The organism is Clostridium chrysemydis (assembly GCF_015234215.1).
GTDB classification, from domain to species: Bacteria; Bacillota; Clostridia; order Clostridiales; family Clostridiaceae; genus Clostridium; species Clostridium chrysemydis.
In genome coordinates this window covers 38013-53820 of sequence record NZ_JADEKP010000008.1, presented here as the reverse complement: position 1 = coordinate 53820, position 15808 = coordinate 38013, and the positions used below count along the sequence as shown (strand labels likewise).

Annotated in this window: 16 protein-coding genes; 9 read left to right on the top strand and 7 right to left on the bottom strand. The window is 27.0% G+C overall.

Translation table 11 applies throughout. The features are described from left to right. Positions 1-60: 60 nt before the first annotated feature. Both INR60_RS14860 and INR60_RS14855 read right to left on the bottom strand, forming a co-directional pair. Positions 61-672 (bottom strand): DUF4397 domain-containing protein, encoded by a 612-nt coding sequence (locus INR60_RS14860; RefSeq protein ID WP_194192284.1) that lies wholly within the window; start codon positions 670-672, stop codon positions 61-63. 8 nt (positions 673-680) lie between these two features. Next, positions 681-1133: a hypothetical protein gene (locus tag INR60_RS14855; protein ID WP_194192283.1), complete on the bottom strand. Its 453-nt coding sequence runs from the start codon at positions 1131-1133 to the stop codon at positions 681-683. Positions 1134-1281: 148 nt separating this feature from the next. Between INR60_RS14855 and INR60_RS14850 the strand changes: the two genes are divergently transcribed. Both INR60_RS14850 and INR60_RS14845 read left to right on the top strand, forming a co-directional pair. Then, entirely contained in the window at positions 1282-2571 is a 1290-nt protein-coding gene (locus INR60_RS14850) for an aminotransferase class V-fold PLP-dependent enzyme (RefSeq protein WP_194192282.1), read from the top strand. Between the two features lie 32 nt (positions 2572-2603). Beyond that, on the top strand, positions 2604-2882 hold the full coding sequence (locus tag INR60_RS14845; RefSeq protein ID WP_194192281.1) for a hypothetical protein: 279 nt from the start codon (positions 2604-2606) through the stop codon (positions 2880-2882). Positions 2883-2933: 51 nt separating this feature from the next. On the opposite strand, the gene INR60_RS14840 is transcribed toward INR60_RS14845, so the two are convergent. Next, positions 2934-4154 (bottom strand): 6-phosphofructokinase, encoded by a 1221-nt coding sequence (locus INR60_RS14840; protein WP_194192280.1) that lies wholly within the window; start codon positions 4152-4154, stop codon positions 2934-2936. A gap of 200 nt (positions 4155-4354) precedes the next feature. Here INR60_RS14840 and INR60_RS14835 point away from each other — a divergent pair, with 200 nt between their 5' ends. Further along, entirely contained in the window at positions 4355-4915 is a 561-nt protein-coding gene (locus INR60_RS14835) for a manganese efflux pump MntP (RefSeq protein ID WP_194192279.1), read from the top strand. A 37-nt stretch (positions 4916-4952) separates the two neighbouring features. On the opposite strand, the gene INR60_RS14830 is transcribed toward INR60_RS14835, so the two are convergent. Next, a complete protein-coding gene (locus tag INR60_RS14830; protein WP_194192278.1) occupies positions 4953-6164 on the bottom strand; it encodes a 6-phosphofructokinase in 1212 nt (403 codons plus the stop codon). Between the two features lie 185 nt (positions 6165-6349). Between INR60_RS14830 and INR60_RS14825 the strand changes: the two genes are divergently transcribed. Then, positions 6350-6769, top strand: a complete 420-nt coding sequence (locus tag INR60_RS14825; RefSeq protein ID WP_194192277.1) for a Fur family transcriptional regulator — start codon at positions 6350-6352, stop codon at positions 6767-6769. A gap of 17 nt (positions 6770-6786) precedes the next feature. Here INR60_RS14825 and INR60_RS14820 read toward each other — a convergent pair whose 3' ends face one another. Beyond that, positions 6787-7581, bottom strand: coding sequence for a metal ABC transporter permease (locus INR60_RS14820; RefSeq protein WP_194192276.1), 795 nt, complete (start codon positions 7579-7581; stop codon positions 6787-6789). 18 nt (positions 7582-7599) lie between these two features. Next, the gene (locus INR60_RS14815; RefSeq protein WP_194192275.1) at positions 7600-8274 is read right to left on the bottom strand and encodes a metal ABC transporter ATP-binding protein; all 675 of its coding nucleotides are present in this window, start codon (positions 8272-8274) and stop codon (positions 7600-7602) included. Positions 8275-8652: 378 nt separating this feature from the next. Here INR60_RS14815 and INR60_RS14810 point away from each other — a divergent pair, with 378 nt between their 5' ends. From INR60_RS14810 to INR60_RS14795, 4 genes are all read left to right on the top strand, one after another. Continuing rightward, a complete protein-coding gene (locus tag INR60_RS14810) occupies positions 8653-9057 on the top strand; it encodes a DUF6762 family protein (protein WP_194192274.1) in 405 nt (134 codons plus the stop codon). Between the two features lie 42 nt (positions 9058-9099). Next, positions 9100-10890 (top strand): oligoendopeptidase F, encoded by a 1791-nt coding sequence (gene pepF, locus INR60_RS14805; RefSeq protein ID WP_194192273.1) that lies wholly within the window; start codon positions 9100-9102, stop codon positions 10888-10890. 131 nt (positions 10891-11021) lie between these two features. Continuing rightward, positions 11022-12011: a rhomboid family intramembrane serine protease gene (locus INR60_RS14800; RefSeq protein ID WP_194192272.1), complete on the top strand. Its 990-nt coding sequence runs from the start codon at positions 11022-11024 to the stop codon at positions 12009-12011. Next, a complete protein-coding gene (locus INR60_RS14795) occupies positions 12008-12613 on the top strand; it encodes a DUF2238 domain-containing protein (RefSeq protein ID WP_194192271.1) in 606 nt (201 codons plus the stop codon). The genes INR60_RS14800 and INR60_RS14795 overlap by 4 nt, the downstream gene beginning before the upstream one ends. A 28-nt stretch (positions 12614-12641) precedes the next feature. On the opposite strand, the gene uvsE is transcribed toward INR60_RS14795, so the two are convergent. Continuing rightward, positions 12642-13871, bottom strand: a complete 1230-nt coding sequence (gene uvsE / locus INR60_RS14790) for a UV DNA damage repair endonuclease UvsE (RefSeq protein WP_194192270.1) — start codon at positions 13869-13871, stop codon at positions 12642-12644. Positions 13872-14085: 214 nt separating this feature from the next. Here uvsE and gdhA point away from each other — a divergent pair, with 214 nt between their 5' ends. Continuing rightward, positions 14086-15432, top strand: a complete 1347-nt coding sequence (gdhA, locus tag INR60_RS14785; RefSeq protein ID WP_194192269.1) for an NADP-specific glutamate dehydrogenase — start codon at positions 14086-14088, stop codon at positions 15430-15432. Positions 15433-15808: the final 376 nt, after the last annotated feature.

The following is a 15808-nucleotide window of genomic DNA, read 5'->3' as shown; positions in this document are numbered from 1 at the left end:
GAGAAGCTTAGACTAAGATTATAATCTTAATATAAGCTTCTCTTTAAATAATCAAATATTTTAACCGTCTGTTTGCAAAAGATATCCAAGTTGAGGTTCCCCATTTAATAAACCAATTACATAAAGCGATTGAAACTCTCCTGGAAGTAAAACTACATCTTTTATAGTTTTACTAATTGCACTTGCACCTGAAAAACTTATTTTAAATGTATAAACACCAGGTGATAGAGGGTAATATCCAGTTGTTTCAAGGTATTCAACATCTTTAAATAATACTTCATTATTTTGAAGGCTTAAAGTCATTAAGGGAGCATTTGGTGAAATATTTAAAAATCTTAAGAAAGAAATTTCTTTTCCACCTTTACTACTAGAATCTTTTAATCTAAAAAGGTCTGTTTCTCCGTTATTTCTTACTAATGAAAGAGTTTCTATAGCGTTTGGAACAACTTCTATATTTTTTTTGAAAATAGGAGAGTCGTATGTTCCACTTTTAAAAACTTCTAAAATATAAGAAGAAGGATTAAAGGCAGTGTAATTTGTTATATCTCCAAATTCTATATTTTGACCAACTAAGTTACCACTTACATATATGTCTACAGAACCTAAACTTGGATTTCCGTGAAGGAATCTAAGCTTTGAGTCAAATTTAGGTAAGCTATCTCTAAGTAACATTTTTTCACCTACTCTCTATCTTTATTACAATAGTTAATAGTTGAATTAACTATTCTATTTATTATTCTCTTAGCTATTGGAATTGGAATTTTATAAGCTTTTAAAACATTTAAAATTTGGGGTTCTTCATTAATTATCTTTTCTAAAATTTCATGAGAATTACAATTTTTCTTATTTCTGTTTTCGTCTAAGTCATCTAAGTTAATTTGATCAAATTCAGCTTCACTAAGTTCTATAGTTCTTAAAATATCTGTTTGAAGCTCATTTGTTTTATCTTCTCTTAAATAATTTTTTTTGTTATATGAATAAAGAGTGTCATCACTTCGAAAACTAGAGATGTTAAGAGTATCAGAAATGTTTTTAAAAGAGTATTCAATATCAACAAAAGAATTATTTAATTCTAACGGTATAAAGTCTAAATCGTCATTGTCTTTTAACATATATTTTCTATCAGGTTTCATAACTTACCTCCAAACCTTAGTACTATAGTATAAAGTATATGAGTGCAAAACATTCTTGTTACTTATTATTATTCATATTTACATTCCTTTAGAACTAAGAAGAACACTAAGAATTAGTGGTGAATATAATAAAGTGGAGGAGATACTAATGGTTAAAAATAAAGATACTTTAAGAGATAAATTTGTAGGCGTTGATTGCGATATTAAACTTCCTAGTGGGATTCTAGTTAAAGCTTGTAATTTTGACAATGCAGCTACTACACCTCCAATGAAAAATGTAATTAGGAATACATCAATCCTTTATAAATGCTACGGTTCTATAGGTAGAGGAACAGGACAAAAACAATCTATGACAACTCATTATTTCGAAGAAGCAAGGGAGTATATTTTAGACTTTTTTAACGCAAGATATGAGGATAAATATACTGCAATATTTGTTAATAATACTACTAGTGGAATAAACAAAATAGCAAGTACACTCTTAAATGATAAAAGAGTTATATTAACAACAAGGATGGAACATCATTCTAATGATTTGCCTTGGAGGAAAAAGGCAGTTGTTGATTATGTTGAAGTTTTAAAAGATGGAAGGATCGATTATGAATCACTTAAAGAAAAGCTAAAGGTACACGAAGGTAATATTAGGTTTTTATCTATTACAGGTGCTTCTAATGTTACAGGATATATAAATGATATCCACAAAATAGCTAAGATGGTTCATAAAGCAGGTGGTAAGATTGTAGTTGATGGAGCGCAATTAGTTCCGCATAAAAAGGTTCAAATGTGCGTTAGTGACCCGGAGGAGAATATAGATTTTCTAATATTTTCAGGACATAAACTTTATGCACCCTTTGGAAGTGGTGTAATTATTGGATTAAAAGAAGAATTTAATAAATGCTGTCCTGAAATGGAAGGGGGAGGAACTGTTAAATTAGTTAGTGACTTTAGCGAAGAGTATTTAAGCACACCTGAAAAAAATGAAGCTGGAACCCCAAATTTTTTTGGTGCTATGGCTTTAATGTATGCTTTAAAAGAAATTGAAAGCATAGGATATGATACTTTACTAAATCATGAGAAAAGTCTTTTTAAAGATCTATTAAATGGATTAAGGCGTTTAGATAAAATAACAAATTACGGAGATATAGAAAATATAGATGATAGACTTGGAATTGGAGTTTTTAATTTAGATGGAGTATTTCACGAAGATTTAGCTAAAGCTCTAGCTGAAAGAAGAGGGATTGCGGTAAGGCACGGCTGGTTTTGTGCTCATCCTTATTGCAGAAGACTTATGAATTTAACAGAAGAGGAAAGTTCTAGATTTTTATATGATGAAAACTACAAGATGTATGGAATGGTTAGGGTAAGTATAGGTCCATACAACACAAAAGAAGAAATAGATATATTATTAAATGAACTAGAATATTTAAGTAAAAGGTAATTGATTTTAGAGTATTTTTTAAGGTGGTAATAATGAAAAGATGCGTTTATTGTGATAGAGAAATTACCTATGAATATTTAGAAAAACAAAAAAACAAAGAAGAAATAAGGTGTCCTATCTGTTATAAAAAACTAAAGGTAAATGAGATTAGCAGATTAGAATTTGTATCTTTAGTCTCACTAATATCATTATTACTTCTATTATTACCCCTTAAAATTTTATCTAGGATAATAGTCGTAAGTTTATTTATATATCTTTCTTTTAAATATTTAAAGGTTAGAATATATAAATACGAAGAATTAAAAAAATAAAGCAAAGAGAAATATTTCTCTTTGCTTTATTTTTTTGATCATATAAACAAGTTAATTATTAAAAACATTATACTTTGGAAGATTATCTTCAAAGCATAAAGAAGGATTACCGTTTAATAATGGGTTAAAGTAAGCTATAGCTTCTTCTTTTATGTTATTACCTTCTTCATTTACCCATTCAGTTGGAAGATATTTTACGTTGTTTGCGACTTTAGAAGCTTCGACTTCAAAGAATTCAGTAGTATATCTAGAATCTTTATAAACTCTTTTAATAGCTACCATATAACCATTTTTTCCATTCTTTGCATATTTTAAAGCTTCATAGCCTGCATTATATGCTTCTTCAATATCTAAATCAGAAGCGCAGTGCATAGCACATCTTTGTAAAATACCAAGTTCTAAAGCCTTTACTCTAGTTGAAATACCAGAATCTAAAATTATTTGTCTTAAGTAGTTACTAACTCCACCTAATTGTGCATGTCCAAAATTATCTTGCGATACACAATCAAATTCAGAGACAAATCTACCAGAAGAATCACGAATACCTTCTGATACTACTATGTATACTTTGTTATTTCTTTTAAATCTTTCACGTACATCTTCTATAAACTTGATTTTATTAAATGCAACTTCTGGTACATATATAAAATCAACTACAGATTTTCCGTTTAATTTAGCTGCGCAAGCTGATGCTGCAAGCCAACCTGTATCTCTTCCCATAGTTTCAAGGATGAAAATACCATTATTTATATAAACAGAAGAGTCTAGGTATGTTTCTAAGATAGTTGTATTTATAAATTTAGCAGCACTACCAAAACCTGGAGTGTGATCTGTATGCATTAAATCATTATCTATAGTTTTTGGTATTCCGATAAATTTTATATCTAAATTATTTTCTTTTGAATATTTTGAAAGCTTTGCTATAGTATCCATTGAATCATTTCCACCTACATAGAAGAAAGCTTCAATATTTAATTCTTTAAGAATATCTAAAAGCTTATCGTATTCCTCAGTTGATTCTTCTAAAGGTTTTAATTTATATCTGCAAGAACCTAGTCCTGATGAAGGTGTGTATTTAAAAGTATTTAAATCTTCATCTGAAACATTTGAAAGATTTATTATATTTTTATTTAAAATACCTTCAACACCATTAACACCTGCATAAACAGTATCATATAATTTTAAATCCTTATTTGCCTTTATTAATCCTACTACACTTGAATTTATAACTGAAGTTGGTCCGCCCGATTGAGCTATTATACAATTTGCCATTAATATACTCCTTTATTATGTGAAATTTACTAATTATGATATACTAATTAGATATTTGATATACTCTATTTAATATAATACAACACTTTTTTATGTAAATAAAGACTTTTTTTCATATTTGGAATAAAAAATTTAGCTTTACATCATATTAATATGGAGATATGATTTAAATGTTATATTTTAAAAAAAGGAGAATGTTAATGAGTTTAAGTGTAGTTGTTTTGTTTGGAATAGCACTTGCTATGGATGCCTTAGGTGTTACCCTTGGAATTGGTTTAAATAATAAAATTAAATTAAAAGAAAAGCTTATGTATATATTATCTTTTGCTTTCTTTCAATTTTTATTTACTTTTCTTGGAGGGAGTTTAGGTAACTTTTTTACAAGTAAGTTTATAGCATTATCTAATGTAATAGGTGGACTTATAATAATAGGTGTAGGGCTTTATATGATTTTTTCAGGTGAAAAGAAAGAAAATGAAGATGACAGTAAACTTATAATAGGTAAAAAGTCTGCTTTGCTTCTTGGGATTTCAGTAAGTATTGATGCTTTAGTTGTAGGGTTTACAGCTTTTAATTCATTTGGAATGTTTCATTTAACTTTTTATTCTTTTATTATAGGAACTGTAACACTTTTAATATGTTACATAGGGTTTATACTTTCTGATAAAGTTAAAAAGCTAAGTATAGTTGAATCATATTCAAATTACATAAGTGGAATTATACTTATAATAATTGGAATAAAAATAATATTATCATTATAAGACAAAGGATGTTTAATTAATTAAACATCCTTTATTTTTATAAATTTATAATTTTAAAATTTTCTTTTGATTCTATAATTGAGTGAGTTTCTTTAAGTAGAGGTATAAAGTAGTTATATGATTTGGAATTTATGTTATTATTTTCTTTATTTATCCAATTATTTGGTAAGTGTTTAGTTTTATTTGAAACTTTATAGGCTTCTATTTTTTCTATTTTGGTTTTGTATGGATAATTTGAAACTCTATTTAAAGCTACCATAAATCCATTCATATTTTCATTAGATAATCTCAAAGCTTCAAAACCAAGTTTAAAAGATTCTAAAATATCTATCTCAGAAACGCAGTGCATAGCACATCTTTGAAGTGTGCTAAGTTCAAGAGATCTTATTTTAGCTTTAACTCCTGATTCTGTAAGAAGAACCTTTAATCTATTTGAAACTCCTCCAAGTTCTATGTGGCCGAAGGGGTCATTTTCTGCATACTTAAATTTTGATATTAGATTCCCATTTTTATCTTTAATTCCTTCTGATACAACTATATAAACTTTATGTTTAGTTTTTAAAAGGGACTTTACAGAAGTTATAAAATCTATAGAGTCAAAAGGAACTTCAGGCACATAAATTAAATCCACTATAGGGTTTCCTAAATAACTACAAATACAAGTAGAAGCTGCAAGCCAACCTGTATCTCGTCCCATAGTCTCTAATATAAAAACACTATCATTATCATAAGAGTTAAAATCTAAAAAGGTTTCAACTATTGAAGTATTTATATAATTACAAGCACTTATAAATCCAGGGGAGTGGTCCATATAAAATAAATCATTATCTATAGTTTTTGGAATTCCGATAAATTTTATATCAAAATGTTTTTCTAAAGCATATTTCGAAAGCTTAGATACAGTATCCATAGAGTCATTCCCACCTATATAAAATACAGCTTTAATATCTAATTTATTTAAAGTAGATAGTAACTTTTCATAAATCATAGGTGAAGTTTTAGCACTTGGCAGTTTATATCTGCATGTTCCAAGGAAAGACGCAGGTGTATATTTAATTTTTTCAATTTGCAATTTATTTAAACTTGTTAAATCAACTATAGAGTTATTTAAAATACCTTCTATTCCATTCAAACCACCGTAAACCTTATCATAAAGTTTGAAAATTTTATTACCTTCTAAAACGCCACAAAGACTTGAATTAATAACTGATGTAGGTCCACCAGATTGAGCAATTATACAATTTTTCATAAGAACCTCCTAATAGTATATACTAAATACAAATATAATGTACATTAATAGTATAATAATTGTTTAAAGTATATACAATTAACAAATTGTAAATAATAGCTTTTAAGGAGAGTTCACAAAGGTATTTTAAAATGATATTATATAATTAAACACAGAAAATATAAGCATTTGTGGAGATGAGCAAAATGAATATCACAAATTTTTTAAAAGATAAAAATTTAAAAGTCACTAAGGGTAGGGAAATTATCTTAGATATAATTTTTGAAAGTTCAGAGAGTTTAAGTGCAGAAGAGATTTTTAATGAATGCAAAAGAAAAGGACAAAATATTAATTTAAGTACAGTATATAGAACTATAGATATTTTTTTAGAAAATAATATTATAGATAAGTTTATTTTAGAAAATGGAATATCTACATATAAACTCCACAAACGAAATCACAATCACAAATTAGAATGTGATCTTTGTCATAAAGAAATTGAACTAGAATGCCCTATAAAACAAATTGAAGAAATTATTTTAAAAGAGACTGGATTTAAAGTTACAAATCATAGTTTAAAAATAAGTGGAATATGTAAGAAATGCGAAAAGGAAACTCAAAAATAAAATTCTTGAGTTTCCTTTTATCTTTTAGAAAAATTTTTAATTAAGATTACTAACAAAAGTGTTGTTACAGATATTATTGCTATAGTTCCGCCAGGTGCTGTATTTAAGTAGTAAGAAGAAACTAATCCAAACATTATATCTATAAATCCAAAAATAATAGAAAAAACTAGTGTTTTTTTAAAACTTTTATTAAGCTGTAGTGCTGTAGCTACTGGAACAACTATAATAGAAGATATTACTAAAATCCCCATTATTCTTATAGACATTGAAATAGTAGCACCTACTAGTATTGTAAAAATGTAGTTTATAAATTTTACTTTAACTCCAGAAACTTTAGCGCCTTCTTCATCAAAAGTTACATAAAGTAAATCATTATAAATAAAAGATAAAATAACAACAGATACAATGCCGGTTATTGCTATAATTAAAATATCGGCTTTAGTTACAGTAAGCATACTCCCAAATAAAAATGAGTTAACATTTGCAGAAGCTTTTCCGCTACTTATAAGTATTATCGCAATACCTAAACTTAAAGTTAGTACAATAGACATAACAAGTTCAGCGTATCTTTTATAATATCCCCTTAAAAACTCAATTATTATTGCACAAATAGTAGTAAATAGAAATGCTGTTATAAGAGGGTTTACTCCAATTACAAGTCCAATTGCAACACCAGCAAAAGAAGAGTGAGATAGGGTGTCGCCTATCATAGAATTTCTTCTTAAAACTAAGAAAAGTCCAATTAATGGACAAAGGACTGAAATAATTGCACCTGCAAAAAAGGCATTTCGCATAAATTCAAATTCAAACATAAAGTGTCACCTTTCTAATTATAAGCTTATTACTTTTTTTAAGCTCTCTGTTCTATGTTTCATATATTCACTAGTTGTATAAAGAGTAGGGGTACCATCCACTACCTCAACTATATGAGATGAATATTTTAAAGCTAAATCTATATTGTGTTCAACTGATATTATAGTTTTTTTGCAGCTTTTATTTAATGTATATAATAAAGAATAGATTGAATGTTGATTTTTGTGGTCTACTCCAGTTGAAGGCTCGTCTAAAATAATAAGTTCTGGGTCGCCAATTAAAGCTCTAGCTATAAAAACCCTTTGCTGCTGGCCTCCTGAAAGTCCACCGATTAATCTATTTTTATAATTTAACATATCTACATGCTTTAAAGCGCAATTTATATCAGATGCATCTTTAATTCCAATTGCACGACTGTGCATTTTTAATACTTCATTTACTGTTATAGGAAACTCTGAATTAAATCCTTCTACTCTTTGAGGAACATAACCTATTTTGTCAGAATTAATTTCTATACTTCCCTTAGAAGGTTTTAATAGGCCAAGTATTAGTTTAAGTAGAGTGGTTTTACCGCTTCCGTTTTCACCTACTATAGATAAATAAACACCTTTAGGTATATCTAAATTAACATTATCTATAAGATAAGGTGAAGTTCCAGTATATGAAAAGCATAAATCTTTGATATTAATCAAAATAATCAACTCCTAAAATTATCTATCTAACATTATACACATATTCGCAAATGATTTGCAACATCTATAAAAAGAACATTATAATTTTATAATAAAAAAGATAATTATAAAAAGTATTATAAAAGAAATAAAAATCATAGATAAATTTTTTTTCTTTTTAGTTTTCAACCTTCTTATTCTAGTTACTCTTCTTTTCAATGTATTTTCCATATAAAAAAACCTCCAAAACTAAATTATAGGATAATATTACCATATATTTCCAATAAATAAAACATAAAAGATATTTTTTAGTATAAAATAATAGGTAAGGTTGATATTTACATAGTTTTCAAACTATAATTGACTTATAATATTTGAAAGACAAAGGAGAAGATAAAAATGGATTTTTCAAGCTTAGTATTAATGGAAAGAGAAAATGAAACAGGATTTGTAAAAAAAGAACTAGGAAGTTATAAAGTTTCAGAGGGAGCTTTGTTTATTAAAAAGTTATATATGATAGATGGAGTAGTAAATGTATTTTTTGATACAAATAAAGATGTAGAAGAGTGGGAATACTCAGCTATATATGATTTATTTAATGTAGATTGCTTTAAAGAAAAAGGTTATGAAGTTACAGAAGAATTAGAAGAATATAACCCAAGCTTTATATTAAAATTCGATTACGTAGATGATCATAACGTAATGCAAGAGAAGATATCAGAAGTTGTGGATTTAATAGATCAAAGCATGAATAAAGTATTTAAAGATATAGAAGGTAAAGAAGAAGAGTATAAAGAAGATTAAATTAGAGTATAACTAATTTAAGAGGATAAGAGAGGTGTATAAATGAATAGAGAACTTAAAATTAGAGAAGATATAAAAGAAGAATTCAAGTGGGATATAGAAAAGATTTTTAATTCATCTAAAGAATGGGAAGATGAATTTGAAAAGATAAAAAAAGATAGTTTAAAACTTAAAGATTATAATGGAATGCTAAATAATCCTAAAGAATTACTTGATTTTTTAAATCTTGATGAAAATATAAGTAGAAGGTCTGAAAAGTTATACGTGTATGCTCACTTAAAAAGTGACGAAGACACTCAAAATAACGAAAACCAAGGAAGGATGAATAGAATAGATAGTTATATATCAGAAATTTCATCTTACAGCGCTTTTTTTGTGCCAGAAATTTTAGACCTTGGTGAAAACTATATAAAAGAAGCTATAGAGAAAGAAAAAGAATTAAAGATGTATTCTTTTATGTTTTCAAATATCTTAAGCGAAAAGGAACACGTTTTAACTAAAGAGATGGAAGAGTTACTTGCACAAGTTTCAGATTGTTTAGATTCACCATCAAACATTCAAGGGATATTAAGTAATGCGGATATGACTTTTCCCAAAACTATAAATGATGATAACGAAGAAGTTACTTTAACAGAAGCTAATTATTCATCTTTTATTAAATCAAAAGATGTAAAGGTAAGATCTGAAGCATTTAAAAAGTTATTTAAAGAATATGATAAGTTAAAAAATACATTTGCAACAACTTTAACAGCATCTTTAAAAAATTATATATTCTTATCAAAAACTAGAAAATACAAAGACTCTTTAGATATGGCATTAAAACCAAACAAAATACCAAAATCAGTTTATGAAGGTGCAATAGAAACTATAAATAGTAACTTAGAATCACTTCATAGATATGTGAAAATAAAAAAGAAACTTTTAAACTTAGATGAAATTCATATGTATGATTTATACGTTCCTGTAATAGATACTCCAAAAGAAGAGATATCTTTTGATTTTGGTGTAGAAACTATACTTAAAGCTTTAAAACCTCTTGGAGATGAATATTTAAATATATTCGAAGAAGGAATAAAAAATAGATGGATAGATATATATCCAAACAAGGGTAAAAGAGGTGGTGCGTACTCTTGGGGATGCTATGATACTATGCCATATGTTCTTTTAAATTACACTGAAGAATTAAATGACGTATCAACTCTAGCACACGAGATGGGTCACTCAATTCATAGTTTTTATTCAAGACTTAGTCAGCCGTATATTTACGCTGGATATACTATATTTTGCGCAGAGATTGCATCTACTACAAACGAAAAATTATTAATAAATTATCTTATAGAAAATGAAAAAGATAAAAATAAAAAGTTATATCTTATAAACCAAGAACTAGAACAAATTAGAACTACAGTATTTAGACAACTAATGTTTGCAGAGTTTGAACTTTGGTCACATAGAGAAATCGAAAGTGGAAATTCTTTAACTGCAAGCGAGTATTCTAACAAATGGTTAGAACTTAACAAAAAATACTTTGGTGAAGATATAATAGTAGATGATGATATAAAAGTTGAATGGGCTAGAATACCACACTTTTATTCAGACTTTTATGTTTATCAGTATGCTACAGGATATGCAGCTGCATCAGCTTTTTCTAATTCAATCTTAAATAATGAAAAGAATGCAGTAAATAAATATATCGATTTTCTAAAAAGCGGTGGAAGTGATTATCCAATAGAGATCCTTAAAAAAAGCGGAGTAGATATGACTACTTCAAAACCTCTTTTAGAAACAATAAAAAGATTCGATGAACTTTTAGATATGTTAGAAGAGTTATAAAATTTTAGGCGCATTTTGCGCCTAATTTTTATTAATAAAGATTGTTTATAATATTTACGTTAAATTTAAAAGTAAATATATAATGCTATGATATAATTTATAATAAATATTTTAATTTTAGAGGGTTTTGTATGGTAGAAAATAAAGAACTATATTCATTTTTAGTAAAGAATGAAGGCTTTTATATGAATCAATATGAAAGTGAAATATACAAAGAAGAAAAATGGATATGTATTAAAAGGCTAAATGAAGGTTTATATACTTTTATAATAACAAATGAAAATGAGGAAGATATAAATATAAAAGAAGCTAAGGATTTTTTAAATAAATTAAACGAGCCTTATATTTTAAATGTTTTAGTCTTAACTAAAGGAGGTTATATAGAAGGGATAGATAAAAATGTATCTAGAGTTATATATAATCCTTATAGTGATTCGATTTTAAAAGTAGATAATGGAGCTATAAATATAGCTAATATAATAAAATACTTAAATGATATATCAAAAGAAAAAGGGGAAAAATCGAAATTGAGATTTTTAAAAGAATACCCTGTTACTTCCCTTATAATAATAGTAAACGTTGTGGTATTTTTAATCACGGCTATAGTATCTAAAAGTATTTTAGATATAGACCCTAGAGTGCTTTTAACCTTTGGTGCAAAACAAGGCTACTTAATAAGAAGTGGAGAAGTTTATAGGCTTCTTACAGCTGCATTTTTGCATGGTGGAATAATGCATTTAGTTGTAAATATGTATTCTTTATATGCAGTAGGGTGCATAGTTGAAAAAGTATATGGATATAAAAAATATATAGGGATTTATATTTTTTCAGCTATCACGTCTAGTTATTTAAGCTATAAATTAGATCCTTTAACTATTTCAGTTGGAGCATCTGGTGCTATCTTTGGTGTTTTGGGAGCAGTTTTAGTGTTTGCATTTAAAGAAAAAGACCGTTTAAATAAAGGATTTATGGGAAACATAGTATCTGTTATCATATTAAATTTATTTATAGGGATGACAAATTCTAATATTGATAACTTTGGACACATAGGCGGATTTATAGGCGGGTTTATAATTTCATTATTACTTTACAAGAAGGACAAGAGGAGCAAAAGTATATGAAAAAGATAAGTTATGACAGATTAATTACGTTTGCATTTTATATTTTACTAATAGGAACTGCAATTTTTGATGGTATTTATAGAGATGGAGTAAAACTACCTAGAATTGCATTAATATTTGTAACTATAATAGGTCTTAGGATTTTATTTACTCAAACATTTTTAAAAAAGAGTAGAGCTATGTATGTTGCTATTTTAGTTTTTGTATTTTTATCTATGTATTTAGCTAATGTTATGAACTTTTATAATATAGAATATTATGATAAAATGCTGCATTTTGCATCAGGCTTTTTAATAGCTATACTTGGCTTTATAGTATTTGTATATTTATTTAAAGATAAAAGAAATAAAGCTATAAAACCTATATCAGCTTTGTTATTTGTAATTATGTTCTCAGCATCTTCAGCTGCTATTTGGGAGATTTGGGAGTTTACAACAGATAGTCTTTTTAACCTTCAAGCACAAAACGGCTTAGTAGATACTATGTGGGATATAGTTCTTGGAACTTTAAGCGGGGTTATAATGAGTATACCTATTTATATGTATGCTAAAGGAAAAAATATAAAATTTATAGATAAAATAGCAAGAGAAATATTAGAATAAAAAAGGAACCTTAGGGTTCCTTTTTATTTTAGATCATATGAAAATAATATAAAGATAAGAGGCTTTGGATTTCTTTTTTTAATGCTAAGCTAATTAAATATTTTTTTGCTTTAAAATAATCATTTCCCTTTAGGTATTTGTTATAGTGGTTTATTTCAGATGATTTTAAGTGAGGATACAAATCTAAGTAAGCTAAATTTAAAGCTTCCTTAAAAGACTTAGAGTCACCTTCTTCATAAAATATAGAATCTAAGTAAGTATAAAATTCTTTTAAAGAAATTGAAGCTTTTTCTAATGCATTTTCATAAATAGAGTTTCCTTTTTCAATTAGAAAGAGCTTATATCTTTCTATTTCAGTTTCTATTAAACTATTATCATTTTTTAAAAGGTTTATAAGCTTTATTGCGGAAAAATCTTTATCTTTTACTTCTGTCATTATATCAATATCATAATCTAAGGAATTTATATCATTTAAATAACTTAAAAATGAGTTTGTGTTTATAGTTTTTGAATGTGAGCCTATCCTTTTAAAGGGATCTTGCTCGCTGTAATGTACCTTTATATTTAAAGAGTCTTTTTTCCAAGTGTTTTTTATTTCATTTAATACTTGGATTGGATTTGGTTTAGTTTTTTCAAAACAGGCATAGTGAAGGTTATCAAATATTATAGGGATATCTATTTTTTCGCTTATTTTTAAAAGATTAGAAATATTAAAGTTTTTCTCATCATTTTCTATAACTAATCTTTTTTTTATATTAGAACTTAAAAGTTTATAATTATCTATAAATCTATTTATAGATGCATCTTTATCATTATATACACCTCCAACGTGAAGGATTATTTTTGATGAAGGGTCTAAATTAAGTGCATCTAAAAATTTACAGTGATATTCTAAATCCCTTATTGAATTTTTAACTATATTTTGATCTAAACTGTTTATTATCGTGTATTGCCCAGGGTGCATTGATAAACGTATATCACTTTTTCCTATTATAGATTGTAAATCTTTAAAATCTTCTTTAAATAAAGATTCAAAATCAAAAGTGTTATCTTTATGACTTCCAAAAGGTATAATATCTGAACTAATTCTAAAAAGATCTATATTATTTTTAGAGTTGTAGATAAGTATTTTTTTAAAATCATTTAAATTACTTTTTGTTGCTTTATAAAAGTTATCATAATTAAGATTTTTTAATAAAAATTTTCTAGTTGTCTTATACGAAACTCCAAGAGGAGTACAAGCGTAACCTATTCTCATAAATATCACTCCTATTATTTTTTATTTATTATAATATTATTTGTAGAATTATGAAAAAAATTACTCTTTAAAAAGGCTAAAATTAACAGAATGTTAATAAAACGGAAGAATGGAAGACAAATTAATAAAAAAATCTATGTATTATAAAAAATATAGAAATGCTTTGGAAAAAGATGTATAATAAGAACAATTAAAAAAAGGGAGGTTATTATTTATGAACGGAAAGCAATATGTAGAAAAAGTTTTAGAAGAAGTTAAAAAAAGAAATAGTGGTGAGGTAGAGTTCTTAGATGCAGTTACAGAAGTAATGGAATCATTAGTTCCTGTATTTGATAAAAATCCAAAATTCATCGAAAGCGGAATTTTAGAAAGAATTACAGAGCCAGAGAGACAAATATTCTTTAGAGTACCTTGGGTAGACGATAATGGGATTGTTAAAGTAAATAGGGGATTTAGAATTCAATTTAATAGTGCAATAGGACCTTACAAAGGTGGATTAAGATTCCATCCTACAGTTAATCAAAGTATTGTAAAATTTTTAGGGTTTGAGCAAATATTTAAAAATTCTTTAACTGGACTTCCTATAGGAGGAGGAAAAGGGGGTTCTGATTTTGACCCTAAAGGAAAAAGTGATAACGAAATTATGAGATTTTGTCAAAGTTTTATGGCAGAACTTTATAAGCATATAGGAAGCGATGTCGATGTTCCAGCTGGAGATATTGGAGTAGGTGGAAGAGAGATTGGATATCTTTATGGATATTATAAAAAGATAAGTGGTCAAAATACACCAGGAGTTTTAACAGGTAAAGGCTTAACTTTTGGAGGAAGCTTAATTAGAACAGAAGCTACAGGATATGGATTAGTATATTTCACAGAAGAAATGCTTAAAGCAAACGGTACAAGCTTTAGTGGGAAAGATGTAGTTATATCAGGTTCTGGTAATGTTGCAATCTATGCACACGAAAAGGCAACAGAACTTGGAGCAAAGGTTATAGCTATGAGTGATTCTAGTGGATATATAGTTGATTTAAATGGTATAAATTTAGATGTTATTAAAGATTTAAAAGAAGTAAAGAGAGCTAGAATTAAAGAGTATGTTAATATAGTTGAAGGTTCTAAATTCGTAGAAGGACATAGAGGGATTTGGGAAGTTAAATGTGACATAGCATTACCTTGTGCAACTCAAGGAGAAATTAATAAAGATTCTGCAGAAATATTAGTTAAAAATGGTGTTGTTGCTGTTTCAGAAGGAGCAAATATGCCATCTAGTTTGGAAGCTGTTAAGGTATTCCAAAATGCAGGAGTTTTATTTGGACCTGCTAAAGCTGCAAACGCAGGTGGAGTTGCATGTTCAGCTTTAGAAATGTCTCAAAATAGTATGAGATTATCTTGGACTCGTGAAGAAGTAGATGAAAAGCTAAAAGATATTATGGTAAACATCTATAAAAATTCAAGTGATGCTGCTAAAGAATATGGTATGGAAGGAAATATTTTAGCTGGTGCTAATATTTCAGGCTTCTTAAAAGTTGCAGAAGCAATGCATGCACAAGGGATAGTATAAAAAGAGAATATATATTTAAAATTTAGAGCAAAATAAAAGTGGTACTACAATTAGTATCACTTTTTTAATGTACAGGGAAGCGTAAAATTATAGTTGTAATATGCTTTAAATTCAATATTAAAATAAGTTTTTTAAAATTAAAAAAGACAGATGATTAGATAGTGTGGCCAAAGCAACTTCTTTAATAAGATTTATTTTTTAAATTATATTAATAAAGTAAAAATTGCAAAATTCTTTAAAAATAAGGTGTATACTTAATTCAATTTATAAATAGAATGAAGGGATCAAAATCAAAAGTTTAAATCTTAATGAAATTTAAGGTTTAACTACTTGATTTTTAAATCCTATTGAATTATATTAAGAAGGACGTACTTAA

What these genes read in the sequence shown, in the direction of transcription:
- INR60_RS14800 (WP_194192272.1), top strand. Translation starts at nt 11,022, where the DNA reads ATGGTAGAAAATAAAGAACTATATTCATTTTTAGTAAAGAATGAAGGC.
- INR60_RS14820 (WP_194192276.1), bottom strand. Translation starts at nt 7,581, where the DNA reads ATGTTTGAATTTGAATTTATGCGAAATGCCTTTTTTGCAGGTGCAATT.
- INR60_RS14860 (WP_194192284.1), bottom strand. Translation starts at nt 672, where the DNA reads ATGTTACTTAGAGATAGCTTACCTAAATTTGACTCAAAGCTTAGATTC.
- INR60_RS14825 (WP_194192277.1), top strand. Translation starts at nt 6,350, where the DNA reads ATGAATATCACAAATTTTTTAAAAGATAAAAATTTAAAAGTCACTAAG.
- INR60_RS14795 (WP_194192271.1), top strand. Translation starts at nt 12,008, where the DNA reads ATGAAAAAGATAAGTTATGACAGATTAATTACGTTTGCATTTTATATT.
- pepF (WP_194192273.1), top strand. Translation starts at nt 9,100, where the DNA reads ATGAATAGAGAACTTAAAATTAGAGAAGATATAAAAGAAGAATTCAAG.
- INR60_RS14845 (WP_194192281.1), top strand. Translation starts at nt 2,604, where the DNA reads ATGAAAAGATGCGTTTATTGTGATAGAGAAATTACCTATGAATATTTA.
- uvsE (WP_194192270.1), bottom strand. Translation starts at nt 13,871, where the DNA reads ATGAGAATAGGTTACGCTTGTACTCCTCTTGGAGTTTCGTATAAGACA.
- gdhA (WP_194192269.1), top strand. Translation starts at nt 14,086, where the DNA reads ATGAACGGAAAGCAATATGTAGAAAAAGTTTTAGAAGAAGTTAAAAAA.
- INR60_RS14840 (WP_194192280.1), bottom strand. Translation starts at nt 4,154, where the DNA reads ATGGCAAATTGTATAATAGCTCAATCGGGCGGACCAACTTCAGTTATA.
- INR60_RS14830 (WP_194192278.1), bottom strand. Translation starts at nt 6,164, where the DNA reads ATGAAAAATTGTATAATTGCTCAATCTGGTGGACCTACATCAGTTATT.
- INR60_RS14855 (WP_194192283.1), bottom strand. Translation starts at nt 1,133, where the DNA reads ATGAAACCTGATAGAAAATATATGTTAAAAGACAATGACGATTTAGAC.
- INR60_RS14810 (WP_194192274.1), top strand. Translation starts at nt 8,653, where the DNA reads ATGGATTTTTCAAGCTTAGTATTAATGGAAAGAGAAAATGAAACAGGA.
- INR60_RS14835 (WP_194192279.1), top strand. Translation starts at nt 4,355, where the DNA reads ATGAGTTTAAGTGTAGTTGTTTTGTTTGGAATAGCACTTGCTATGGAT.
- INR60_RS14850 (WP_194192282.1), top strand. Translation starts at nt 1,282, where the DNA reads ATGGTTAAAAATAAAGATACTTTAAGAGATAAATTTGTAGGCGTTGAT.